The sequence below is a fragment of the Pantoea nemavictus genome, from assembly GCF_037479095.1.
In the GTDB taxonomy this organism is placed as follows: Bacteria; Pseudomonadota; Gammaproteobacteria; order Enterobacterales; family Enterobacteriaceae; genus Pantoea; species Pantoea nemavictus.
Genome location: NZ_JBBGZW010000001.1, coordinates 2,184,258 through 2,207,866, shown reverse-complemented (window position 1 = coordinate 2,207,866; position 23,609 = coordinate 2,184,258). Strand labels below are relative to the sequence as shown.

Genomic DNA, 23,609 nt, shown 5'->3' with positions numbered 1-23,609 from the left:
GTGCCGCGTAAGCAGTCGGATCATTATAGTTAAAAACATGATCCGTAAAAGGGTTATCAATGCCTTAGAATTGATAAGGATTTGATGAATCTGGGAAAAGGTGCGCACATCGCGCTACACCTTGTGGGTGCTGGCGCGCAGTTTGAGCTGCACCGGTAGCTCATTGATGGCCGGCGGTTCATCACCCCTGAGCGCAGCCAGCAGACGTTTGCCCGCCATGCGCCCCATCTCTTCATACGGCAGCACAATGCTGGTCAGCGGCGGTGAACACACTGCGGCTAATGGGCCGCCACCGATGCTGGCAATCGCCAACTGGCTAGGAATGGCGATCCCCGCCGCATGGCACGCCATGATCGCGCCGCAGGCCACTTCATCGCTGGTGCAAATCAGCACATCCAGTTCCGGCCAGGTCAGGCGAATCTCCGCCAGCAGATTATGACCTGCGGCAAAAGTCGGCATCCTCGGTGACGTCACCACGCGGTGCGGCGCCTGATTCATTGCCAACATGCCGCTGTGCCAACCATTCAGCAGCTGACGAAAGATGGTGTTGTTACTTTGGGTGCACAGCAAACCAGGATTACGGTAGCCGCGCTCTACCAGGCTTTGCACCAGCTGGCGGATGGCTTTGGCGTAATCGACTCCAATGCTAATGCCTGCCGAATCCTGATGTACGCCGCCAATATCCATTACCGGCAGGCCGGAATTGCTCAGCAGACGATGCGCTTCCGCCGCGTTATCGAAATTGAAATGCACCATCGCCGCCGGATTATAAGAAAGCAGCATTTCGATCAGCTGGCTCTCTTCGGCGGCCGAATGATTGGCTTCCGCCAGCATCATGTTGTAACCCTGCGGTCGCAGTACCTCTTGCAGCGCCTCCGACACAATCGCACTGCCCGGCGTGGCAAATGAAGGCACCACCATGGTGATCAGGCGTGATGTCGCCGACGCCAGATTACTGGCCTGCACGTTTGGCACATACGACAACTCAATAACCGCAGCATCAATTTTGGCGCGAATTTCAGGCGAAACCTTCTCCGGCATGCGCAGCGCGCGCGACGCGGTCATGGTGCTGACGCCCACCAAACGGGCAACATCGGCCAGGGTACTTTTGCCGGTACTGCGCCGTCGCTTCTCTGCCATTCCTGCTCCTATGTCTGCCCTTCATCATTCAAACTGCAGGTGCGTTGGCTGCGTCTCGAAGTATGAACGGCATTATTTATTACTTATGCTTTTTGCCAGGACGCAGCTTAAAACCAAATCTGTTAACGCGCCATGTGTAAAACCACAGATTCGGGCATCCCCTACCCATAGATCTTTTCAGAATGGTTGAGCATGTCAGTTGCTTGCAACCAAGACAAACGCACAGCAAGGAAATGTTAGCGATAACACGTTTTTTAACAATAACCGTGTTAGCGCTAACTTTTGCGACAATCATCACAGAAAACGGGCGATAAAATAACCTACATTGCACTCCATCGACGAATAAATAGGAATTTCTGATGCTCACCCAATGGCTAACCCCACAACATATTCGTGTAGTCGAGCAAGTCAGTGACTGGCAGGAAGCCGTGCGTTTATCGGCAGAGCCCTTGCTGGCCGAAGGGGCGATTAGCCCGGCTTACCTCGATGCCATCTTCACCTCGCACGCAGAGCTTGGTCCTTATTACGTGCTGGCTCCGGGTCTGGCAATGCCGCATGCCCGCCCGGAACAGGGGGCGCGCAAAAACGGCCTGTCGCTGCTGCACGTGAAAAATGGCGTGAGTTTTCAGGCTGATGAAAACGACCCGGTTTATGTCGTCATCATGCTGTGTGCGGTATCTGGCGACGATCATATTCAGATGATCACCGCATTAGCGGACGTATTCAGTGACGAATCCCGCCTGCAGCAACTGCTGTCGGCTTCTACCCTGCCAGCGATTGAAGCTGTCATTCAAAGTTAATCACCAGAGAACCCTACGATGAAAAAAGTCCTGATTGTGTGTGGCAATGGTTTAGGTAGCAGCTTCATTGTTGAAATGAATGTGAAGAAGATTGTGGCGGAATTAGGTAAAGAAGCTGAAGTTGGCCACACCGATTTAACCTCAGCTAAATCTGAACATGCTGATTTAATTATTGCCGCGAAAGATATTGCCGATCAATTATCCGGGCACAGTGCGAAAGTGGTTGGCCTGACTAATTTGCTGGATAACGCAAAAATCAAAGAAATTCTGGCTGACAATATTTAAAACCCAAAGTCATTCGAGGCGCAGAAAGTGGCAAGGCTGTAAATCCTCGGGAGCTTACTTAAGTAAGTGACTGAGGTGAAAATATGCAGCCAACGCATCTGTAGCTGGAAGTATCAAGGGTATGCTCACCACGGAGTAAGTTATGCTGCAATTTATAATTAAGGATGTTCTTGGAACACCCGCTATACTTGTCGGCCTTTTTTCCCTGTTTGGTTTATTACTGCAAAAGAAACCGGTCTCTGATGTTATTTCCGGCACGCTTAAAACCATCATGGGTTTTGTTATTCTCATCGCCGGGGCCAATTTAATTGCGGCCACGCTGACCATCTTCAGCCAGCTGTTTGAGCACTCGTTTAATATTCAGGGTGTCGTGCCCAATACCGATGCGATGGCGGCGCTGGCGCAGAAAAGCTACGGCACCGAAACTGCGATGATCATGGTGTTCGGCATGCTGGTGAATATTCTGCTGGCGCGTATCACGCCGCTGAAATACATCTTCCTCACCGGCCACCACACGCTGTATATGTCGGCGATGCTGGCGGTGATTCTGTCGGTAGGCGGCGTGCACGGCTTCTGGCTGGTGGTAATCGGTTCACTGATTCTCGGCACCATGATGGTGGTGTGCCCGGCGATTCTGCAGCCGTTCACCCGCAAAATCACCAACTCTGACGATCTGGCGCTTGGCCACTTCGGCTCCACCGGTTATCTGCTCTCCGCGTTGGTGGGTAAAGTGGTCGGTAAAGGCAGCCCGTCGATTGAAGAGCTGAAGGTGCCGAAAACCCTCAACTTCCTGCGCGACTCCTCGGTAGCGATTTCGCTGACCATGATGATTCTGTTCATCGCGCTGGTGTTGGTGGCGGGTAAAGCGTTTACCGAAAGCATCAGTGGCGGCCAGAACTACATTGTGTTCGCCATTATCCAGTCAATTACCTTTGCGGCGGGCGTTTACATTATCCTGGCCGGTGTACGCATGGTGATTGCGGAAATCGTGCCGGCCTTTAAAGGCATCGCCGATAAGCTGGTGCCCAACGCCAAACCGGCGCTGGATTGCCCAACCGTGTTCCCGTTCGCACCGAACGCGGTGATCATCGGATTCCTGTCGAGCTTCTCCGCCGGTTTGATCAGCATGTTCCTGTGCCCGCTGTTTGGTCTGAGCGTGATCGTTCCCGGCCTGGTGCCGCACTTCTTCTGCGGTGCTACCGCTGGCGTCTACGGCAACATTACCGGCGGACGTCGTGGTGCGGTGATCGGCGCCTTTGTGCAAGGCCTGCTGATCTCCTTCCTGCCAGCGATTCTGCTGCCGCTGATGGGCGACCTCGGCTTCGCCTCTACCACCTTCGGTGATGCGGACTTCGGCATTGTCGGTATCGTGCTCGGCCACATTATTTCGTTCTTCCATTGATGTCATCAACAGCGCCTGCGGGCGCTGTTTTTGTAATGAGGAAAAGTTATGAGAGCAAAGTTTTCGCCGTCATTAATGTGTATGGATCTCACCCGCTTCCGCGAACAGGTTGAAGCGATGAATAGCACCGCTGCGTTTTATCATGTCGATATTATGGATGGCAGCTACGTCAAGAATATTACCCTGTCGCCCTTCTTCATTGAGAACCTGCGTAAAATTACCGATGTGCCGATTGACGTGCATTTAATGGTGAATCATCCGGAAGATATTATTCCGATGTGCATTGAGGCGGGCGCAGACATTATCAGCTTCCATCCAGAAACCGCCAACAATAAAATATTTCGCCTGCTAACGCAGATTAAAGAAGCCGGTCGTCGCTGCGGCGTAGTATTAAATCCGGCCACGCCGGCGGAAAGTATTCGTGAATATGCCCATCTGCTGGATAAAGTGACGGTGATGTCGGTGGACCCCGGTTTTGCCGGGCAGCAATTTATTCCAGAAACCTTAAATAAAATTCGCCAGCTGATCGCGATGCGTGCAGAGCACGGTTACCACTATCTGACCGAAATTGATGGTTCATGCAATGCGCGCACCTTCAGGCAGATTGCGGCATCGGGCGTAGATGTGTTTATCGTGGGGACGTCTGGATTATTTAATCTGGATGACGATGTAGCGCAGGCATGGCAGAAGATGGAGAGCATTTTCGCCGCAGAAACCGCTGCTTAAATACAAGCACATAACGTAGCGGCGCAATTTATTGCGCGATAAATCGCGCCGCTACAAAAATGTGCGCAATCTATGCTCAGCTATCGCCCCAGCTCACTCAGCGACTTATCCAGCGCACCCACCAGCCAGTCGATATCCGCTTCCTGGAACGCCAATGGCGGACGCAGCTTCAGCACGTTGCCGTAAGGGCCTGCAACTGACGTCAGCACGCGGTGCTCACGCAGTTTCTCAATCAAATCCAGCGCCAGCGCTTTATCCGGCGTTTTGCTGGCGCGGTCTTGCACCAGTTCGAAACCAATAAACAGCCCGGCGCCGCGCACGTCGCCAATTGATTCATGACGATCCATCAGTTTCTGTAATTCGCTCAGCAGCTTAGCCCCGACTACGCGGCTGTGCTCCTGCAAGCCCTCTTCTTTAATCACCGTTAACACCGCCTGCGCTGCGGCCATCGCTACTGGATTACCGCCAAAGGTGTTGAAGTAAGGAATTTCATCGCTAAACGCGGCCAGCACATCACTTTTCGCCAGCAGGCCCGACACCGGAATGCCGTTGCCCATTGGTTTGCCGGTGGTGATCACATCGGGCACCACGCCGTGACGTGCAAAGCCCCAGAACGCATCGCCAGTACGACCAAAACCGGGCTGCACTTCATCGGCGATGAAAATCCCGCCGTTGGCATGTACCACATCGACGGCTTTCTGCAGGAAACCGCGCGGGTTCGGCAGCACGCCATCGGAAGAGAAGATGGAATCTGCGAGGAAGCCAGCAAACTTGATGCCGTGCGCTTTCATATCGTCGATCTGCTGCTGGATTTCATTGGCAAACCATTCGCCGAGATCCGGTGCATTAACGCGATAAGCATCCGGCGGCGACACCAGGCGCGTGGTCGCAGCTAATGGCTGTCCGCTGCCCAGCGCCGGCGAAACGCCCGACGTGAGATCGCTGGTGCCGTGATAGGCCTCTTGCGACACGATAATGCCGGTACCGCCGCTGAAGGCGCGCGCCACGCGGATCGCCAAATCGTTGGCTTCCGAACCGGTGCACATGTACATCGCGCGGTCGATAGCCTCTGGCGTGGTGGCCAGCAGCTCTTCGGAGTAATCGAGAATGCGTTCGTGCAGATAGCGCGTATGGGTATTCAGCATCTTCATCTGCTGATTCACCGCCTCAATCACCGCCGGATGGCAGTGACCAATGCTGGCCACGTTGTTGTACACATCAAGGTATTTGTCGCCCGCGGCATCCCACAGATATTGCCCTTCGCCACGCACTAAATGCACCGGCTTGCGATAAAACAGGCGATAAGACTCGCCCAACACTTTACTGCGCTTATCGGTTAGCTTGCGGGTCGCCGCATCCAGACCGTCGGCGTGCTCAGCACGAAAACTGTTGGTGTCCATGATGGTAGAACGTGTAGCCATGGTAACTCCCGTTGCGAAGGTGAAAGGGGTGCATGCGAAATCGCCGTTTGGCCCTATCATGCCTGCTTTAATAACAAATGCAACCAAATACACAAATACAACCAAATACACATGACGGCGTAATGACACTCAGGTAAGCTTAGGCCCAGGTTGAACACGCCACAGGGAAAAGTCATGCTGCAGGAAACTCGCTTACACCGCATTCGCGCGCTGCTGACCACGCAACATCAGGTCAGTACTGAACGCATCATCAAAGAGCTCGGTATTTCGCGAGAAACCGCACGGCGCGACATGATTGAACTGGAAGCGCAAGGATTTGCCCGCCGTGTGCATGGCGGTTTGGTGGCGGTCGATAGCCAGCCTGAGCCACCGCTGCAGGTACGTCGCAACGCGCAGGCGAAAGAGAAACGCGCGATTGCCGCCGCCGCGGCGCAACATCTGCAACCGGGCCAAACGCTGTTCCTGGATGCCGGCACCACTACCACCATGCTGGCGGAAGCACTGCGTAGCATGTCGGGTTTAACCATCATCACCAACAGCCTGCAGGCTGCCTTAGCGCTCAGCGCAGCGGATGAGCATGAAACGTTGAATAATCAGGTTATTTTACTGGGTGGCATGATGATGGCGGGCGCACAGCAAACGCGCGGAGAAATGACCATCGGCGAGATTTATCGCTATCGCGCCGATATAGCGCTGCTTTCGCCGGTCGGCATCGATGCCAAAAACGGTGCCAGTAGTTTTCATCCCCACGAAGCAGCGATTGCCCGCGCCATGGTGCAGCAGGCGAACCGCACCTTTTTACTGGCGGATCACAGCAAGCTCGGTGTGATTAGCCGTTCGGTGTACGCACCGATTGCAGAGGTCGATCTGCTGATTTGCGACGGCGGCCCGGCAAAACCCGGCGCGCTGGCAGCGCTGCAACAGGTACTGCCGCAGGTGCAGGTGGTTTAACGCAGACGCTGCGGATGGCTATACACCGTGGCGCGTCCCGGTTTACTGAAGCCAACCAAGGTTAAATTGCAACGCTCAGCCACCTCAACGGCGAGTTGGGTCGCAGCCGAAACCGCAAACAGAATCTCCACGCCGCACATGGCGGATTTCTGCACCATCTCATAGCTAGCGCGGCTGGAAACCAGCACCGCGCCCTGCTGCCACGGCTGTTGGCTACGATTGCCGAGCAGTTTATCCAGCGCCACGTGGCGGCCAACATCTTCGTAGCCGCCCTGCAGCTCACCCTGCGGCGACATCCATGCCGCCGCGTGCGTACAGCCGGTGAGGTTGCCGATCGGTTGATAGTCGCGCAGCTGCGCCAGGCCCTTATCAAGATTGCCCAAATCAAAAGTTTGCGTGAACGGCAGCGGCTGCAGCGGCTTGCCGATTTGATCGAGTTGCTCCACGCCACACACGCCGCAGCCGGTACGACCGGCCATCGCACGGCGCTGCTCTTTCAGCGCCATAAAGCGGCGGCTGGAGAGCTCAATCTGCACTTCAATGCCATCGCAACCTGGCACCACATCCATGCCGAAAATCTCGTTGGGCTTATCGATTATCCCTTCAGATAAAGAAAACCCCAGCGCAAACGCTTCGAGATCGTTGGGCGTCGCCATCATCACCACGTGCGAGATACCGTTATACACCAGCGCGATCGGCACTTCCTGCGCCAGCCAGTCACTTTCCGCGTCGTCGATAGTACGGCGTTGCCACACCTGCGATTGCACCGCACCTGAGATCTTATTCACACTCTCGTTACATTCTGGCTGATTAGCTTTCACTTTTTTCGTCTCGCGCAACAACCACATTAAAGCTGTGGTAATATTTGGCCGCTATTGTCACAAGTTTAGTCGGGTCATTCTTGCCCCATACATCGCAAGAATATAGAGGGATGATAATCCATGAATGTCAGCCGAAGAAAATTCTTCAAAGTATGTGCTGGCGGTATGGCAGGGACAACGGCAGCACTGCTCGGCTTTGCGCCGGAAGTGGCATTGGCGGAAACACGACAGTACAAACTGCTGCGTGCCCGCGAAACCCGTAATACCTGCACTTACTGTTCAGTCGGCTGTGGCTTGTTAATGTACAGCCTTGGTGACGGCGCGAAAAACGCCAAAGAGACCATTTTCCATATTGAAGGGGATCCGGACCATCCGGTGAGTCGCGGCGCATTGTGCCCAAAAGGCGCTGGCCTGCTCGACTTTGTCCACAGCGACAGCCGTCTGCAATTCCCGGAATATCGCGCGCCAGGCTCAAATAAATGGCAGCGCATTAGCTGGGACGATGCGTTTGATCGCATCGCAAAACTGATGAAAGCCGACCGCGATGCAAACTTTGTCGCGCAGAACGCCGCGGGCGTGACGGTAAACCGTTGGCTCTCAACCGGTATGTTGTGTGCTTCGGCATCCAGCAATGAAACCGGCTATTTAACCCAGAAATTTACCCGATCGCTCGGCATGTTAGCGGTCGACAACCAGGCACGCGTTTGACACGGACCAACGGTAGCAAGTCTTGCTCCAACATTTGGTCGCGGTGCGATGACCAATCACTGGGTCGACATCCGTAATGCCAATCTGATCGTTGTGATGGGCGGGAACGCGGCTGAAGCGCATCCTGTCGGTTTCCGTTGGGCAATGGAAGCCAAGATTCACAACAAAGCCAAACTGATCGTTATCGATCCGCGCTTTACGCGTACGGCATCGGTCGCTGATTTCTATACCCCGATTCGCTCGGGCACCGACATCACCTTCCTGTCGGGCGTACTGCTGTGGCTGCTGCAAAATGACAAAATCCAGCATGAATATGTGCAGGCGTATACCAATGCCAGCCTGATCGTGCGTGAGGATTATCATTTTGAAGATGGCTTGTTCAGCGGCTACGACGAAGAGAATCGCAAATACGACAAAACCAGCTGGAACTACGAACTGGGCGATGACGGCTTCGCTAAGCGCGATACCACGCTCACCCATCCACGCTGCGTGTGGAACCTGCTTAAGCAGCATGTCAGCCGCTATACGCCGGAGATTGTCGAACGTATCTGCGGTACGCCAAAAGCGGACTTCCTGCACGTTTGCGAACTGATTGGCGAAACCAGCGCGCGCGACCGCACCACCTCGTTCCTGTATGCGCTCGGCTGGACGCAACACTCGGTAGGCGCGCAGAACATCCGCACCATGGCGATGATTCAGCTGCTGCTCGGCAACATGGGCATGATTGGCGGCGGCATCAATGCGCTGCGCGGCCACTCCAACATTCAGGGACTGACCGATCTTGGCCTGCTGTCGCAAAGCCTGCCGGGTTACATGACCTTGCCGTCGGAGAAACAAGCCGACCTGCAAACCTATCTGGCTGCCAATACGCCAAAAGCGCTGCTGCCGGATCAGGTGAACTACTGGAGCAACTACCCGAAATTCTTTGTCAGCCAGATGAAAGCCTTCTTCGGCGATAAAGCCCAGGCGGAAAACAGCTGGGGCTTCGACTGGTTGCCGAAGTGGGATAAAGGTTACGACGTGCTGCAGTACTTCGAGATGATGTCGCAAGGCAAGGTCAACGGCTATCTGTGCCAGGGCTTTAACCCGGTGGCGTCGTTCCCGAACAAGCGCAAAGTGATCGCTTCGCTATCGAAGCTGAAATTCCTGGTCACCATCGACCCGCTCAACACCGAAACCGCCACCTTCTGGGAGAATCACGACGAGTTCAACGATGTCGATCCGTCGCAGATTCAAACTGAAGTGTTCCGCCTGCCGTCCACCTGCTTCGCCGAAGAGAACGGGTCGATCGTTAACTCCGGCCGCTGGCTGCAGTGGCACTGGAAAGGCCAGGATGCGCCGGGCGAAGCGCTGAATGATGGCGAAATCCTCTCGGGGATCTACCTGCGTCTGCGTGAAATGTATGCGCGCGAAGGCGGTGCGCTGCCAGAGCAGGTGCTGAACATGAGCTGGAACTACAAAACGCCGGACAATCCTGCGCCGGAAGAAGTGGCGATGGAGAACAACGGCAAAGCGCTGGCCGACGTGTTCGATGACAAAGGCACGCTGCTGGTGAAGAAGGGCCAACAGCTCAGCACCTTTGCCCATCTGAAAGATGACGGCAGCACCAGCAGCGGTTGCTGGATTTTCGCCGGTAGCTGGACGCCGGATGGCAACCAAATGGCGCGCCGTGACAACACTGACCCAACCGGACTTGGCAATACGCTGAACTGGAGCTGGGCGTGGCCGCTCAATCGCCGCATCCTCTACAACCGCGCCTCGGCGGACCCGCAAGGCAATCCGTGGGATGCGAAACGCCAGATCCTGAAGTGGGATGGCAGCAAATGGGGCGGCATGGATGTGCCGGATTACAGTGCCGCCGCGCCAGGCAGCGATGTCGGGCCGTTCATCATGCAGCCGGAAGGTCTCGGCCGCCTGTTTGCGCTCGACAAAATGGCCGAAGGTCCGTTCCCTGAGCACTACGAGCCGTTTGAAACGCCGATTGGCACCAACCCGCTGCACCCGAACGTGGTGTCCAATCCAGCGGCGCGCGTGTTCAAGGACGATTTGGCGTCGATGGGCCAGGCGGAGCAGTTCCCGTATGTCGGCACCACCTATCGTCTCACCGAGCATTTCCATTACTGGACCAAACACGCGCGGCTCAACGCCATCGCGCAGCCGGAACAGTTTATTGAGATCGGCGAGAAGCTGGCCAACAAGCTCGGCATCGCGCAGGGCGATACGGTGAAAGTGAGCTCCAATCGCGGCTATATCAAAGCCAAAGCGGTGGTCACCAAACGCATCCGTCCACTGAACGTTGACGGCAAAATCGTCGATACCATCGGCATTCCGATTCACTGGGGTTATCAGGGCGTGGCGAAAAAAGGCTTTATCGCCAACACCCTGACGCCATTTGTCGGTGATGCCAACACGCAGACGCCGGAATTTAAGGCGTTCCTGGTCAACGTCGAGAAGGTGTAAGGAGAACGAATATGGCTTATCAATCTCAAGACATTATCCGCCGCTCCGCGACCAATGGACTCACGCCTGCCCCGCAGGCGCGTAACCATCAGCAGGAAGTGGCGAAACTGATCGACGTGACCACCTGCATCGGCTGCAAGGCCTGTCAGGTGGCGTGTTCGGAGTGGAATGACATCCGCGATGAGGTGGGACATAACGTTGGGGTGTACGACAACCCCGCCGATTTAACCGCCAAATCCTGGACGGTGATGCGCTTCTCAGAAGTGGAGGAGAACGGCAAGTTAGAGTGGCTGATCCGCAAGGATGGCTGCATGCACTGCGCCGATCCCGGCTGCCTGAAAGCCTGTCCATCTGAAGGTGCGATCATTCAGTACGCCAACGGCATCGTCGATTTTCAGTCGGAACAGTGCATTGGCTGCGGCTACTGCATTGCTGGCTGTCCATTCGACGTGCCACGTATGAATAAAGACGACAACCGCGTGTATAAATGCACGCTGTGCGTTGATCGCGTCAATGTGGGCCAGGAACCGGCATGCGTGAAAACCTGCCCGACCGGTGCGATTCACTTCGGCAGTAAAAGCGATATGCAGGCGCTGGCGGGAGAACGCGTAGCCGAGCTTAATACGCGCGGTTATGCCAATGCGGGCTTGTACGATCCAGCAGGCGTGGGCGGCACGCACGTGATGTACGTGCTGCACCATGCCGATAAACCGCAGCTCTATCACGGTTTGCCGGAGAACCCGAGTATCAGCCCAGCGGTGACTTTCTGGAAAGGTATCTGGAAACCGCTGGCGGCCATCGGCTTCGCCGCCACTTTCGCTGCCTCGGTGTTCCACTACGTCGGCGTAGGTCCAAACCGCGTGGAAGAGGATGAAGACGAGAACCTGCACGAAAAAGAGGAGCGCGAATAATGAAAAAACGCGATCGTCTGGTGCGCTACAGCGCACCGGAACGCATCAATCACTGGATTGTGGCGTTCTGTTTTGTCCTGGCCTCGTTAAGCGGACTGGGTTTCTTCTTCCCTTCGTTTAACTGGCTGATGCACATCCTTGGCACGCCGCAGCTGGCGCGCATCCTGCATCCGTTTGTCGGTGTGGTGATGTTTGCCGCCTTTATCATCATGTTCTTACGTTATTGGAAACATAATCTGATTAATCGTGAAGACTTGGTGTGGGCGAAAAACATTCACAAAATCGTACAAAACGAAGAGGTCGGCGATACCGGCAAATACAACTTCGGGCAGAAGTGTGTGTTCTGGGCTGCTATCATCAGCTTAGTCTTGCTGCTGGTGAGCGGAATTGTTATCTGGCGCCCGTACTTTGCCGGGGCCTTTACCATTCCGCTGATTCGCATCGCGCTAGTGGTGCATTCGGTCTCAGCTGTGGCGCTGATCATGGTGATTATGGTGCACATCTACGCTGCGTTGTGGGTGAAAGGCACCATTACCGCCATGGTTGAGGGCTGGGTTCCGGCCGCGTGGGCGAAGAAACATCATCCACGCTGGTATCGCGAGCAGCGCCAACGCCAAACACAACAGGAAAAACGTCCCTGATGAGTATTCGCATCATCCCGCAGGACCAGCTGGAGAAAGGCGAAAAGCACACGGCGGAGCAGGTTCCGCCGTTACTTTTCCCCCGGCTGAAAAATCTGTATAGCCGCCGAGCGGCGCGTTTGCGCGATTTGGCCGCGAAGAATCCGCTGGGTGATTACCTGCGCTTTGCCGCGGTGATCGCCGAAGCGCAGGAGATCGTGCTGTATGACCATCCGCTGCAGCTTGATCTGCAGCAGCGGCTGGTGCAGAGCGCCGAACAGGGCAAACCGCCACTCGATATTCACACCTATCCGCGCGATGCGCACTGGCAACGTCTGCTGCATTCACTGATTGCCGAGCTAAAGCCCGAAATGAGCGGCCAGGCGCTGGCGGTGCTTGAGAATCTGGAGAAAGCCTCCACCAGCGAACTGGAAAGTCTGGCGCACGCGCTGCTGGAGGGCGATTTTGCGCAGGTCAGCAGCGACAAATCGCCGTTTATCTGGGCGGCATTATCGATTTACTGGGCGCAGATGGCGGCGTTGATTCCCGGCAAAGCGCGTGCGGAGTATGGCGAGCATCGCCAGTTCTGCCCGGTGTGCGCCAGCGTACCGGTCACCAGCGTGGTGCACATGAGCGTTGGCCAGCAGGGCTTGCGCTACTTGCACTGCAATCTGTGTGAAAGCGAATGGTATGTGGTGCGCAGCAAGTGCTCCAACTGCGAACAAACAGGCGATCTGCATTACTGGTCGCTGGACAGTGAAAAAGCGGCGGTGAAAGCAGAAAGCTGCGGCGACTGCGGCACCTACCTGAAGATGCTGTATCAGGAGAAGGATCCCGCCGTGGAGCCGGTCGCTGATGATTTGGCGTCGCTGGTGCTGGATGCCCGCATGGAGCAGGAAGGATTCGCACGCAGCAGTTTGAATCCGTTTATGTTTCCCGGCGATTAAACGTTCCGTTTGTAGGGTCGTCATTCATGGCGGCCTTCTCATGAATTCATTCAACACGGAGGCGAACGATGAAACTGATTGGCAGCTACACCAGCCCTTTTGTGCGCAAAATTTCAGTGATTTTGCTGGAAAAAGGCCTGGTCTTCGAATTCATCAACCAGTCACCGTGGACCGATGACAGTCACGTGCCGCAATACAATCCGCTGGGTAAAGTCCCGGCGTTGATTGATGACAATCAGCTCACCTGGTTCGACTCCTCCATCATTGCGCAGGTGATTGAACTGCGTGGCGATGCGCCAGCGTTACTGCCCACTGATGCCTTGCGCGCCTTACAAATCCGTCAGCTGGAAAAATTGGCCGACGGCATCAATGACGCAGCGGTGATGATCGTGCGCGAGCAAATGCGTCCTGGCGATCAGCAATCGGAAGAGGTACTGCTACGCAATCGTGACAAAATCCAGCGCGGCCTTGATGCGCTGGAAACCGCCGCCGCACAGGGCGAACTGCTTAATAGCGGTACGTTAAATCTGGCGGATATCGCCACCGGCTGCATGATTGGCTACCTCAACTTCCGCCGCGTGCTGCCAAACTGGTGCGTGAATCGCCCGGCGCTGGTGAAGCTGGCGCAAACCCTGTTTGAACGGGAGAGTTTTGCCCGCACCGTTCCGCCCACTCGCTAAGTCACTTGATGAAAAACCTTTATAGTCAATTACCTGCTATTGATAGCCTGCTGCGTGATCCCGCATTGCAGCCGCTGGTTGCCGATCTCGGTACTGCCTTTGCCACCCGTCAACTGCGTGCTATGCAGCAGGAAGCGCGTGAACACATTCAGCAGCAGCAAACGTTACCCGCCTGGCACGCCAGCTGGCCGGACGAAGCATTGCGGCGCTCTCAGCACCAGCAGCAAAGTGCGCTGCGTCCGGTGTTCAATCTCACCGGCACCGTGCTGCACACCAATCTCGGCCGGGCGCAACTCAGCGATCGCGCCATCGACGCGGTGGTTAACTGCTTGCGCCAGCCGGTGACGCTGGAATATGCGCTGGATGACGCCGCTCGCGGCCATCGCGATCGTGCGGTCAGCGCGTTACTGTGCGAGTTAACCGGCGCGGAAGCGGCATGCATCGTCAATAACAACGCGGCGGCGGTTTTATTGATGCTGGCGGCCTTAGCGCCGGGCCGTGAAGTGATTGTCTCGCGCGGCGAACTCGTTGAGATTGGCGGCGCCTTCCGTATTCCTGACGTGATGCGCCAGGCAGGCTGCAAATTAGTCGAGGTGGGCACCACCAATCGCACTCATCTGAAGGATTATCGCGCCGCGATCGGCGAAAATAGCGGCCTGTTGATGAAGGTGCATACTAGCAACTATCTAATTCAGGGCTTTACTCATGCGGTAACTGAAGCGCAGTTGGCTGAACTGGGAGATGCGTATCAATTGCCGGTGATCACCGATCTTGGCAGCGGTTCGCTCATAGATATGACCGAATTTGGCCTGCCCGCAGAGCCAATGCCGCAGCAACTGATTGCTGCCGGTGTAAGTTTGGTGAGTTTTTCCGGCGATAAGCTGCTGGGTGGTCCACAGGCCGGGATTATCGTCGGCAAACAGGCGCTGATTGACCAGCTACAGTCGCATCCGCTGAAACGTGCGCTGCGCGTCGACAAAATGACGCTCGCCGCGCTGGAAGCCACATTACAGCTCTATCGCCAGCCGGAAACCTTGCGTGAAGCGTTACCCACGCTGCGTCTGCTGACGCGTTCTGCGCACGATATTCTGCAGCAGGCCGAGCGCCTGATGCCAGCACTGGAACACGCTTATAACCAGCAGTTTTCACTGGCAATAGCGCCCTGTTCATCACAAATCGGTAGCGGATCGCTGCCGGTTGAGCGCCTCCCCAGCTTCGCCATCACCTTTACGCCACGCGAGGGACGCGGCAGCCAACTCACCCATTTGTCACAACGCTGGCGCAGCCTGCCGCGTCCGGTGATTGGTCGTATTCAGGAAGGCAAACTGTGGCTCGATTTGCGTTGCCTCGATGATGAAGCCGCCCTGATTCAGGCCTTAGTACCATGATTATTGCCACCGCTGGACATGTCGATCACGGCAAAACCGCGCTCTTGCAGGCGCTAACCGGCGTCGATGCCGATCGTCTGCCAGAAGAGAAACGGCGTGGTATGACCATCGATCTCGGCTACGCCTATTGGCCGCAGCCGGATGGGCGCGTGCTCGGCTTTATTGATGTGCCGGGCCATGAAAAATTCCTCGCCAATATGCTGGCGGGCATCGGCGGCATTCATCACGCGCTATTAGTGGTGGCCTGCGACGATGGCGTGATGCCGCAAACCCGTGAACACCTGCAACTGCTCAGCCTGGCTGGACAGCCGCCGCTGAGCGTGGCGCTGACCAAAGCGGATCGCGCGGATCAGGCGCGCATCGCCGAAGTGCAGCAGCAGGTGGCGCAGCTCACGCAACAGCTTGGCTGGCTCGCGGTGCCGCAGTTTGTCACCAGCAGCCACACGCAACAGGGCATCGACGCGTTGCGCCAGCATCTCAGCACGCTGGCTGAACCTGTGTTCGACGACCGCTACCGTTTTCGCCTCGCTATCGATCGCGCCTTCACATTAAAAGGCACCGGTTTAGTGGTGACCGGCACCGCGCTGTCGGGGGAAGTCAACGTCGGTGACACGCTGTGGCTTAGCAGCCTGAATCTGCCGCTGCGCGTGCGCGCGCTGCATGCGCAGAACCAATCGGTGACGCGGGCGCAGGCCGGTGAACGCATCGCGTTGAATATCGTCGGTGACGTCGAGAAAGCGCAGATTGCGCGCGGTGACTGGCTGCTGGCGCAACAACCACCGCCAGGCTCCACGCGATTAACCGTGGCGCTGCGCTTGCTACAGCCATTGAAAAACACCTCGCAGCCGATTCATCTCCATCACGCCGCCAGCCATGTCACCGGACGCGTCACGCTGCTGGCCGATGACATAGCGGAAGTGGTGCTGAATGAGCCGCTGTGGCTGGCGGAGAACGATCGGCTGATTATCCGCGACAGCAACGCCCAGCAAACCCTGGGCGGCGCGCGCGTGGTGCTGCTTAACAGCAAAAAGCGCGGCAAACGTCAGGCGGATTACCTTGCCTGGCTGCAACAACTGGCCGCAACGGAAGATGATGGCACCAGCCTGCGCGCGCATCTGGCGTATCAACCGACCGAATCGGCTGAGCTAGGCTGGGCACGCCAGCTCACCGCTCCCGCACTGAACGCATTAATCGCAAAGATTGCACCAGTGCAGCTCGGCAACGCGCTCATGAGTGCCGAACAGGCCGCAGCGTGGCAGCAGACGCTGCTGGCGTCGCTGGCGCATTTTCATCAGCAGCATCCTGAAGTGCCGGGCATCGGGCACGATCGCCTGCGCCGCGTGGCACTGCCGCACCAGCCTGCTGAATGGGTGCTAGCGCTGATTGATCAGCTGCTGACACAAGGAGACCTGCAACAGCGCCAGGGTTGGCTGCATCTGCCCGATTTCGAACCGCGCTTTAACCCGCAGGAAGCAACACTGTGGCAGCAGGTTGGCCCGCTGTTTAGCGACCAGCCGTTGTGGGTGCGCGATATCGCGCTGACGTTACAGCACGATGAGCAGGCAATCCGCTCGCTGCTGCTGACCGCTGCCCGCCTCGGGCACATTACGGCGATCGTGCGCGATCGCTACTATCGCAGCGACCAGATCCAGATCTTTGCCGATCTGATTCGTCAGCGTGCCACGCAAGGTGGCAGCACCAGCGCCGCCGATTTCCGCAACCAGCTCGGTACCGGGCGTAAAGTGGCGGTACAAATTCTCGAATTCTTTGACCGCAGCGGCTTCACCCGGCGTCGTGGCAACGATCATCTGCTGCGCGACGCGCGCCTGTTCCCCGCCTCTTCTGCTTAAAATCTCTCGCGTTGCCTCGCAGTTCTCGCTGTAACTGCGCTGCAACGCGCATTCCCAGTTGTGCAAAAAAGTGCCAAAATGTAAGAAATACTCTTACATTGGATAACGATGATGGCACGTACCATGACGATCGATTTAGGCGATGAACTGCGCGAGTTTGTTGAATCTCTGGTTGAGTCCGGCGACTACCGTACGCAAAGCGAAGTGGTGCGCGACTCGCTGCGCTTGCTACGAGAGAAGCAGGCGTCAAGCAAACATGAAAAGTTAAAGAAGCTGATACAGGAAGGCTTAGATAGTGGTGATCCTATCGACTTGGATATCGATGCTTTCCTTAAAAAAATGAGAGCCAGGGTGGGCATAGATGAAAAGGACGATAAGGGTAATGCCGGAAGCTGAAACAGATCTGGCAGCAATCTGGTTATATGGATATGCCAACTTTGGGCTTGAGAAAACCGAGGTTTATACACATAAAATTTATCTACGTTACAACCAACTCTCTGAGCATGAATTAGGTCGCAGACGTATCGATTTGGGAGAGCGAGTTTTTGCACTACCACATCGTGAGCACGTGATTTTTTATCGAGCCGAGCCCAATAAGGTGATAGTTCTGCGTATTTTGCATCATTCACAGGACGCAATATTCCACATTACAAATCAACAATGGCTTTAAAACAAAAGGGGACGATTTCTCTTCCCCTTTGATTTATAGGCATATATTGCGAATCAGCGCATAAATGCAAACCCTACAACGTAGGGTCGCCATTCATGGCGACCGGGCCAATTACTGCAGCAGCGAAATGTCCGCTACCTGCAGGAACAGCTGGCGCAGCTGTGCCAGCAGCGTCAGACGGTTAATACGCACCGCCTGATCGTCAGCGTTAACCATCACCTTATCGAAGAAGTTGTCCACCGCTTCACGCAGTTGCGCCAGTTCCACCAGCGCATCCTGATAACGACCTTCTGCAAAGTACGGCTGCAGCTTATCGCCCAGCGCGGTCACGAAGGTCGCCAGTTGGATCTCTTCGTTCTCTTTCAGCAAGGAAGCCTGCACGCTGTCATTCAGGGTTTCGGTCGATTTCGCCAGGATATTCGACACGCGTTTGTTAGCAGCGGCCAGTGTGGCTGCGGCTTCGAGCGTACGGAAGTGCGAAACCGCCTTCATGCGCGCATCGAAGTCTGCCGGACGAGTTGGACGACGCGCCAACACCGCCTGAATGGTGTCAACGCTGTGGCCCTCTTCCTGATACCAGGTACGGAAACGGCCCAGCATAAAGTCGATCACTTCATCGACCACTTTAGCGTTGCTCAGCTTGCTACCGTACAAACGCACCGCTTCTTCGGTCAGCGTTTGCAGATCGAGCGGCAGGTTTTTCTCAACGATGATGCGCAGCACGCCCAGCGCCGCGCGACGCAGTGCGAACGGGTCTTTATCGCCTTTCGGATGCTGACCGATACCGAAGATGCCCGCGAGGGTGTCCATCTTGTCGGCAATCGCCACGGCACAGGCCACAGGGTTAGACGGCAGATCGTCACCGGCAAAGCGCGGCTGATACTGCTCGTTCAGCGCAACGGCCACATCTTCCGCTTCGCCATCGTGGCGCGCGTAGTGCATGCCCATCACGCCCTGCGTGTCGGTGAACTCGAAGACCATGTTGGTCATCAGGTCACATTTCGACAGCAAGCCAGCGCGGGTCGCGTGATTCACATCGGCGCCAATCTGCGCCGCAATCCAGCCGGCCAGCGCCTGAATACGATCCGTTTTGTCACGCAGCGTACCCAGCTCTTTCTGGAACAGTACGGTTTCCAGACGCGGCAGATTATCTTCCAGACGCTTTTTGCGGTCAGAGTTAAAGAAGAACTCCGCATCTGCCAGGCGCGGGCGCACGACCTTCTCGTTACCGGAGATAATCTGCTGAGGATCTTTGGATTCGATGTTGGTGACGAAGATGAAATTCGGCAGCAGCTTGCCCGCCGCGTCGTACACCGGGAAGTACTTCTGGTCACCTTTCATGGTGTAAACCAGCGCTTCAGCTGGCACCGCGAGGAACTTCTCTTCGAATTTCGCCGTCAGCACCACCGGGAATTCCACCAGCGAGGTCACTTCTTCCAGCAGGCTTTCGCTCAGATCGGCGATGCCGCCAATCTTCTGTGCCGCTGCTTCCGCATCCGCTTTGATTTTGGCTTTACGCGCGGCGTAATCCGCCACCACTTTGCCGCGCTCCAGCAACAGCTGCGGATACTGATCGGCGTTGTCGATGGTGAACTCTGGCTCGCCCATAAAGCGATGACCGCGAATCACGCGATCGGACTCAATACCGAGAATCTTCGCGGGAATCAGCTCGTCACCCAGCAGCAGCGTAACGGTGTGCACCGGACGCACAAACTGCACGTCGCTTGCGCCCCAGCGCATCAGCTTAGGAATCGGCAGCTTGCTCAGTGCAGTCGCAACCATCGCGGGCAGCAGCGCCTGCGCGCTTTCGCCGGTGATCGCGGCGCGATGCACCAGCCATTCGCCTTTATCGGTGCTCAGACGTTCAGCCTGAGCAACGGTGATGCCGTTGCCACGCGCCCAGCCTTCGGCCGCTTTGGTCGCATTGCCGTCGGCATCAAACGCAGCGGCAATCGCCGGGCCACGTTTTTCAACTTCGCGATCCGGCTGCGCAGCTGCCAGGGTAGCCACTTTCAGCGCCAGACGGCGCGGAGCAGCAAACCAGCTGACTTCGCCGTGCGTCAAACCGGCGCTATCGAGTTCAGCGGTGAAGTGCGCAGCAAAGGCTTCTGCCAGGCTGCGCAGCGCTTTCGGAGGCAACTCTTCGGTGCCAATTTCCACCAGGAAAGTTTTATCGGTCATGGCTGCCTCTTACTTGTTTTTATTGCACAACGGGAAGCCAAGCGCCTCACGGGACGCATAATAGGCTTCCGCCACGGCTTTCGTCAGGGTGCGGATACGCAGGATATAGCGCTGGCGTTCGGTAACCGAAATCGCCTTGCGTGCGTCCAGCAGGTTAAAGCTGTGCGCCGCTTTCAAAATGCGCTCATAAGCCGGCAGCGGCAGCGGTTTTTCCAGCGCCAGCAGCTGCTGTGCTTCTTTCTCATACTGCTCGAAGCAGGTGAAAAGGAAGTCGACGTCAGCGTATTCGAAGTTGTAGGTCGACTGTTCCACTTCGTTCTGATGGAACACTTCGCCGTAGGTGGTTTTACCAAACGGACCGTCGCTCCACACCAGATCGTAAACGCTGTCTACGCCCTGAATGTACATCGCCAGGCGCTCTAAGCCGTAAGTGATCTCGCCGGTCACCGGCTTACACTCAAGGCCGCCCACCTGCTGGAAGTAAGTGAACTGCGTCACTTCCATGCCGTTTAGCCACACTTCCCAACCGAGTCCCCATGCGCCAAGCGTAGGGTTTTCCCAGTTGTCTTCGACAAAGCGAATGTCGTGGATGGTGGGATCCATACCCAGCTCTTTCAGCGACCCAAGGTACAGCTCCTGAAGATTGTCCGGGTTGGGCTTAATCACCACCTGGAACTGGTAATAGTGCTGCAAACGGTTCGGGTTTTCACCGTAACGTCCGTCAGTCGGACGACGAGATGGCTGCACATAGGCGGTCGCCATCGGCTCTGGGCCTAAGGCGCGCAGGCAAGTCATCGGGTGAGAGGTGCCGGCGCCCACTTCCATGTCCAACGGTTGGACAATGGTGCAGCCTTGACGCGCCCAGTAATCCTGCAAGGTCAGGATCAGGCCCTGAAAGGTCTTGGTATCAAACTTTTGCATGTTGAATTCGCACGCGATACGGATCGGTTAAAAAAAGAGTGCGCCAGTATACCCTTTGACCGCGGATTGTGCAGCCGGAAATCCTGGCCAGCGATGAGGCGTTAACCACCATGGTTACCGGGTTAACATAGAGCAATAAGAAAATCGTATACGATTCATTCAACCCCTCAACTCTCACTATCATAAATTCAATAAAATCATTAAATTCAATGTCTTGATCGATATATCACTAAATCCTATTACGTGATGCACATCACCTTTTTGACCCAATGGTTAAAAATCGCACATTGACACTTGTATAATCGTATACGAAATTGCGGTGAAACAGTTTTACCTGAGATTTCACCATGAAGATTGCGCTTAGTTACCCCGGAATGAACGCCAGCGACCGCCCAATGGGGCCCGCGCCGCTCTCCGCCGCCGTGCTGCACGAACCGATGCTGTTTATTTCCGGCCAGGTGGCGATGGATCCCTACAGCGGCGAGATTGTTGGCCAGGACATCGCCAGTCAGACGCGCCAGGTGCTGAAAAACGTCGGCGACCTGCTGAGCGAAGCGCAAATGACCTTCGACAACGTGGTACGCGTAACGATCTATCTCACTGACCTCAGCACCTTCAGCGAGATGAATGCTGCTTACAGTGAATTCTTTCAGTTCCCCTTCCCGGCACGCGCCACCGTGGGTATTCAGCTCAACCATCCTGACCTGCTGGTCGAGATGGAAGTGACGGCGATGCGCTGATGCATATCCATATCGAGAACGACGCCAGCGCCCCACACGCGCTCCATCTTTCGCTCGAGCAGTTGCAACAGCAGCTGAATGCGCATGCGCAACTGCGTAATCACTTCACGTTGAGCGAAAACAGCGATGCGGCGCAGACCGCCAGTTTCCTTGCCCGCTGCGACATTCTGTGGAGCGGCCGCAAGCTGGCGCTCGACCAGTTCAGCACGCCGCACCTCGGCTGGGTGCAGGTGATGTCCGCTGGCGTTGAGCAGTGGCTGGCGCACTGGCCGCAAGGCGTAACGCTCACCAATGCTTCTGGCGTGCACGGCGATAAAGGGGCCGAGTTCATTTTGATGGCGGCGCTGATGTTTAACTTTGGCATTCCCGGTTTTCTGCAGGATCAGGCGCAGCGTTTGTGGCGTCCGACGTTTGGCGGCTGCGCACGCGGAAAAACCGTGCTGCTGCTGGGCGTGGGCGGAATTGGTGCGGCCGCGGCAAATTTGCTGAGCGCGCAAGGGTACCGCGTGATTGGCGTGACGCGCAGCGGCCAGCGCGATGCCAACGTGGCGCGCTGCATCCGCATTGATGCCGTAGATGAAGTGTTGCCGCAGGTTGATGTAGTGGTTTCCACCCTGCCGCTGACGCCACAAACGCACAACCTGTTCGATCGCCAGCGTCTGGACCGGTTGCCCGCACGCGCCGGTATCGTGATTGTCGGTCGCGCCGATGTGTTCGATTACTCCGCCCTGCGCGAAAAACTGCAGGCAGGTGAACTGGCGGGCGCGGTGCTGGATGTGTATCCGCAAGAGCCGTTACCGGTCGACGACCCGCTGTGGCACACGCCCGGCGTGGTGATGACGCCGCACTGCAGCCTCGACGATCACAGCGCTTACCTCGCCGGTTGCCTTGAGGTGTTTCTCGATAATCTGGCGCGTTACCGCCACGGACAACCGCTGCGCAACCAGGTTGATGCGGCAAGAGGATACTGAGCCTCGCCATTTCCGTAGGGTCGCCATTCATGGCGGCCACCTAAAAAAGCACCAAAGACGTTCATAAATCACAAGGTCATCGCTTTTTCATTTACCAGCATCAGGGGAACCTTCTTATGAAATTTGCACGCACTGCTTTGTTAATCTCTGGTCTCACCGGCAGCTTACTGGCGGGCATCTCCAGCGCTCACGCCGCCAGCACCGATCCCATCACGCCCACCGCCAGCGACTTCGCAGCCATGGCGCAGTGTAAAGCGCTACAAACCAAGTATCCCGCGCTGAAAGGCAAAGATCTGGTGGTTGGCCTCGGCGGCTACACCAAAGGCTTTGAAGCGCCCTCGGAAAAAGATCCCAGCATCATTGAAGGTCTCGATCCCTCCCTGTTCGAGCGCATCAGCAGCTGCCTTGGTGCGAAACACAGTTATCAAAGCGGCTCGTTCAACGTGCTGCTCACCTCGATCTCCAGTGGACGCGCCGACATCGGCCCGATGCTGTACGTCACTGAAGAGCGCATGAAACAGATCGCTTTCGTGGCTTCCATGCAGGTGCAGGACGGTTCGATTCTGGCCCAAGGCAACCCGAAGAAAATCAATAGTGTTGATGACCTGTGCGGCAAAACCGTCGCCGCTGCTGCGGGTTCCTACGAAGCCAACAAGCTGGTGCCAGAGCAGAGCGCCAAATGCAGCGCCGCCGGTAAACCGGAAGTGAGCATGCTGATGGTGCAGAACACCGACAACAGCATTCAGGCGGTGAAAAGCGGTCGCGCCGATGTGTATCTGACCGAAGCCGGTTCAGCCATCGCCATCGCCAAAGCGGACAAAACGCTGCAGAGCGGCTTCACCGTGGACCTGCCAATCATGGTCGGCTTCCCGATTGCCAAAGATAACGCCACGCTGCGCGCTGCCGTGCTGGACGCGATGAAGGTGATTCAGGAGAGCGGCGTACAGAAAAAACTGCTGGATTACTGGGGCCAGGGCAGCGCTGCCGAACGCCCAGTGGTTGCGCGTGGTTAATGC

The 23,609-nt window shown here is 56.3% G+C and carries 22 protein-coding genes; 17 read left to right on the top strand and 5 right to left on the bottom strand.

The features are described from left to right. Positions 1 to 114 precede the first annotated feature (114 nt). Positions 115 to 1,140: a LacI family DNA-binding transcriptional regulator gene (locus WH298_RS10135; protein WP_007893387.1), complete on the bottom strand. Its 1,026-nt coding sequence runs from the start codon at positions 1,138 to 1,140 to the stop codon at positions 115 to 117. Positions 1,141 to 1,499: 359 nt separating this feature from the next. On the opposite strand from WH298_RS10135, the gene WH298_RS10130 reads away from it, so the two are divergent. The 4 genes from WH298_RS10130 (at position 1,500) to alsE (ending at position 4,353) form a co-directional block, all read left to right on the top strand. Beyond that, complete coding sequence (locus WH298_RS10130; RefSeq protein WP_180822788.1) at positions 1,500 to 1,940, top strand: PTS sugar transporter subunit IIA; 441 nt, start codon at positions 1,500 to 1,502, stop codon at positions 1,938 to 1,940. Positions 1,941 to 1,958: 18 nt separating this feature from the next. Beyond that, complete coding sequence (locus tag WH298_RS10125; protein WP_007893392.1) at positions 1,959 to 2,225, top strand: PTS sugar transporter subunit IIB; 267 nt, start codon at positions 1,959 to 1,961, stop codon at positions 2,223 to 2,225. 142 nt (positions 2,226 to 2,367) lie between these two features. After that, positions 2,368 to 3,627: a PTS ascorbate transporter subunit IIC gene (locus tag WH298_RS10120; RefSeq protein WP_007893395.1), complete on the top strand. Its 1,260-nt coding sequence runs from the start codon at positions 2,368 to 2,370 to the stop codon at positions 3,625 to 3,627. Between the two features lie 48 nt (positions 3,628 to 3,675). Next, entirely contained in the window at positions 3,676 to 4,353 is a 678-nt protein-coding gene (gene alsE, locus WH298_RS10115) for a D-allulose 6-phosphate 3-epimerase (protein ID WP_180822787.1), read from the top strand. An 80-nt stretch (positions 4,354 to 4,433) separates the two neighbouring features. Here the strand turns inward: alsE and WH298_RS10110 are convergent, their stop codons facing one another. Next, complete coding sequence (locus WH298_RS10110; protein WP_180822786.1) at positions 4,434 to 5,774, bottom strand: aspartate aminotransferase family protein; 1,341 nt, start codon at positions 5,772 to 5,774, stop codon at positions 4,434 to 4,436. Positions 5,775 to 5,948: 174 nt separating this feature from the next. Here WH298_RS10110 and WH298_RS10105 point away from each other — a divergent pair, with 174 nt between their 5' ends. After that, on the top strand, positions 5,949 to 6,725 hold the full coding sequence (locus WH298_RS10105) for a DeoR/GlpR family DNA-binding transcription regulator (protein WP_180822785.1): 777 nt from the start codon (positions 5,949 to 5,951) through the stop codon (positions 6,723 to 6,725). On the opposite strand, the gene fdhD is transcribed toward WH298_RS10105, so the two are convergent. After that, positions 6,722 to 7,546, bottom strand: a complete 825-nt coding sequence (gene fdhD / locus WH298_RS10100; RefSeq protein WP_422616039.1) for a formate dehydrogenase accessory sulfurtransferase FdhD — start codon at positions 7,544 to 7,546, stop codon at positions 6,722 to 6,724. The two genes, WH298_RS10105 and fdhD, sit on opposite strands and share 4 nt — an antisense overlap. A gap of 120 nt (positions 7,547 to 7,666) precedes the next feature. On the opposite strand from fdhD, the gene fdnG reads away from it, so the two are divergent. The 9 genes from fdnG (at position 7,667) to WH298_RS10055 (ending at position 17,780) form a co-directional block, all read left to right on the top strand. Then, positions 7,667 to 10,714, top strand: coding sequence for a formate dehydrogenase-N subunit alpha (gene fdnG / locus WH298_RS10095; RefSeq protein WP_152929137.1), 3,048 nt, complete (start codon positions 7,667 to 7,669; stop codon positions 10,712 to 10,714). 11 nt (positions 10,715 to 10,725) lie between these two features. Continuing rightward, a complete protein-coding gene (fdxH, locus tag WH298_RS10090) occupies positions 10,726 to 11,625 on the top strand; it encodes a formate dehydrogenase subunit beta (protein ID WP_007893414.1) in 900 nt (299 codons plus the stop codon). Continuing rightward, complete coding sequence (gene fdoI, locus WH298_RS10085; RefSeq protein ID WP_180822783.1) at positions 11,625 to 12,266, top strand: formate dehydrogenase cytochrome b556 subunit; 642 nt, start codon at positions 11,625 to 11,627, stop codon at positions 12,264 to 12,266. Before fdxH ends, fdoI begins: the two co-directional genes overlap by 1 nt. Then, on the top strand, positions 12,266 to 13,192 hold the full coding sequence (fdhE, locus tag WH298_RS10080) for a formate dehydrogenase accessory protein FdhE (RefSeq protein WP_007893419.1): 927 nt from the start codon (positions 12,266 to 12,268) through the stop codon (positions 13,190 to 13,192). Before fdoI ends, fdhE begins: the two co-directional genes overlap by 1 nt. Positions 13,193 to 13,260: 68 nt before the next feature. Then, complete coding sequence (locus tag WH298_RS10075; RefSeq protein ID WP_007893420.1) at positions 13,261 to 13,872, top strand: glutathione S-transferase; 612 nt, start codon at positions 13,261 to 13,263, stop codon at positions 13,870 to 13,872. A gap of 8 nt (positions 13,873 to 13,880) precedes the next feature. Then, positions 13,881 to 15,260, top strand: a complete 1,380-nt coding sequence (selA, locus tag WH298_RS10070; RefSeq protein ID WP_180822782.1) for an L-seryl-tRNA(Sec) selenium transferase — start codon at positions 13,881 to 13,883, stop codon at positions 15,258 to 15,260. Beyond that, entirely contained in the window at positions 15,257 to 17,110 is a 1,854-nt protein-coding gene (gene selB, locus WH298_RS10065) for a selenocysteine-specific translation elongation factor (RefSeq protein ID WP_180822781.1), read from the top strand. Before selA ends, selB begins: the two co-directional genes overlap by 4 nt. Positions 17,111 to 17,221: 111 nt before the next feature. Continuing rightward, positions 17,222 to 17,506, top strand: coding sequence for a type II toxin-antitoxin system ParD family antitoxin (locus WH298_RS10060; protein WP_180822780.1), 285 nt, complete (start codon positions 17,222 to 17,224; stop codon positions 17,504 to 17,506). After that, on the top strand, positions 17,493 to 17,780 hold the full coding sequence (locus WH298_RS10055) for a type II toxin-antitoxin system RelE/ParE family toxin (protein ID WP_238344426.1): 288 nt from the start codon (positions 17,493 to 17,495) through the stop codon (positions 17,778 to 17,780). Before WH298_RS10060 ends, WH298_RS10055 begins: the two co-directional genes overlap by 14 nt. 111 nt (positions 17,781 to 17,891) lie before the next feature. Here WH298_RS10055 and glyS read toward each other — a convergent pair whose 3' ends face one another. Beyond that, a complete protein-coding gene (gene glyS / locus WH298_RS10050) occupies positions 17,892 to 19,961 on the bottom strand; it encodes a glycine--tRNA ligase subunit beta (protein WP_049852355.1) in 2,070 nt (689 codons plus the stop codon). A 9-nt stretch (positions 19,962 to 19,970) separates the two neighbouring features. After that, positions 19,971 to 20,882, bottom strand: a complete 912-nt coding sequence (gene glyQ / locus WH298_RS10045; protein ID WP_007893431.1) for a glycine--tRNA ligase subunit alpha — start codon at positions 20,880 to 20,882, stop codon at positions 19,971 to 19,973. Positions 20,883 to 21,229: 347 nt separating this feature from the next. Here glyQ and WH298_RS10040 point away from each other — a divergent pair, with 347 nt between their 5' ends. The 3 genes from WH298_RS10040 to WH298_RS10030 all read left to right on the top strand — a co-directional run bounded on the left by WH298_RS10040 (position 21,230) and on the right by WH298_RS10030 (position 23,606). Next, positions 21,230 to 21,622 (top strand): RidA family protein, encoded by a 393-nt coding sequence (locus tag WH298_RS10040; protein ID WP_180822778.1) that lies wholly within the window; start codon positions 21,230 to 21,232, stop codon positions 21,620 to 21,622. Further along, entirely contained in the window at positions 21,622 to 22,593 is a 972-nt protein-coding gene (locus tag WH298_RS10035; RefSeq protein ID WP_180822777.1) for a D-2-hydroxyacid dehydrogenase, read from the top strand. Before WH298_RS10040 ends, WH298_RS10035 begins: the two co-directional genes overlap by 1 nt. Positions 22,594 to 22,709: 116 nt before the next feature. Next, on the top strand, positions 22,710 to 23,606 hold the full coding sequence (locus WH298_RS10030) for a transporter substrate-binding domain-containing protein (RefSeq protein WP_180822776.1): 897 nt from the start codon (positions 22,710 to 22,712) through the stop codon (positions 23,604 to 23,606). Positions 23,607 to 23,609 lie beyond the last annotated feature (3 nt).

Bases quoted from the DNA above. Each gene is read 5' to 3' on its own strand.
- WH298_RS10135 (WP_007893387.1), bottom strand. From the start codon at position 1,140: ATGGCAGAGAAGCGACGGCGCAGTACCGGCAAAAGTACCCTGGCCGAT.
- WH298_RS10130 (WP_180822788.1), top strand. From the start codon at position 1,500: ATGCTCACCCAATGGCTAACCCCACAACATATTCGTGTAGTCGAGCAA.
- WH298_RS10125 (WP_007893392.1), top strand. From the start codon at position 1,959: ATGAAAAAAGTCCTGATTGTGTGTGGCAATGGTTTAGGTAGCAGCTTC.
- WH298_RS10120 (WP_007893395.1), top strand. From the start codon at position 2,368: ATGCTGCAATTTATAATTAAGGATGTTCTTGGAACACCCGCTATACTT.
- alsE (WP_180822787.1), top strand. From the start codon at position 3,676: ATGAGAGCAAAGTTTTCGCCGTCATTAATGTGTATGGATCTCACCCGC.
- WH298_RS10110 (WP_180822786.1), bottom strand. From the start codon at position 5,774: ATGGCTACACGTTCTACCATCATGGACACCAACAGTTTTCGTGCTGAG.
- WH298_RS10105 (WP_180822785.1), top strand. From the start codon at position 5,949: ATGCTGCAGGAAACTCGCTTACACCGCATTCGCGCGCTGCTGACCACG.
- fdxH (WP_007893414.1), top strand. From the start codon at position 10,726: ATGGCTTATCAATCTCAAGACATTATCCGCCGCTCCGCGACCAATGGA.
- fdoI (WP_180822783.1), top strand. From the start codon at position 11,625: ATGAAAAAACGCGATCGTCTGGTGCGCTACAGCGCACCGGAACGCATC.
- fdhE (WP_007893419.1), top strand. From the start codon at position 12,266: ATGAGTATTCGCATCATCCCGCAGGACCAGCTGGAGAAAGGCGAAAAG.
- WH298_RS10075 (WP_007893420.1), top strand. From the start codon at position 13,261: ATGAAACTGATTGGCAGCTACACCAGCCCTTTTGTGCGCAAAATTTCA.
- selA (WP_180822782.1), top strand. From the start codon at position 13,881: ATGAAAAACCTTTATAGTCAATTACCTGCTATTGATAGCCTGCTGCGT.
- selB (WP_180822781.1), top strand. From the start codon at position 15,257: ATGATTATTGCCACCGCTGGACATGTCGATCACGGCAAAACCGCGCTC.
- WH298_RS10060 (WP_180822780.1), top strand. From the start codon at position 17,222: ATGGCACGTACCATGACGATCGATTTAGGCGATGAACTGCGCGAGTTT.
- WH298_RS10055 (WP_238344426.1), top strand. From the start codon at position 17,493: ATGCCGGAAGCTGAAACAGATCTGGCAGCAATCTGGTTATATGGATAT.
- glyS (WP_049852355.1), bottom strand. From the start codon at position 19,961: ATGACCGATAAAACTTTCCTGGTGGAAATTGGCACCGAAGAGTTGCCT.
- glyQ (WP_007893431.1), bottom strand. From the start codon at position 20,882: ATGCAAAAGTTTGATACCAAGACCTTTCAGGGCCTGATCCTGACCTTG.
- WH298_RS10040 (WP_180822778.1), top strand. From the start codon at position 21,230: ATGAAGATTGCGCTTAGTTACCCCGGAATGAACGCCAGCGACCGCCCA.
- WH298_RS10035 (WP_180822777.1), top strand. From the start codon at position 21,622: ATGCATATCCATATCGAGAACGACGCCAGCGCCCCACACGCGCTCCAT.
- WH298_RS10030 (WP_180822776.1), top strand. From the start codon at position 22,710: ATGAAATTTGCACGCACTGCTTTGTTAATCTCTGGTCTCACCGGCAGC.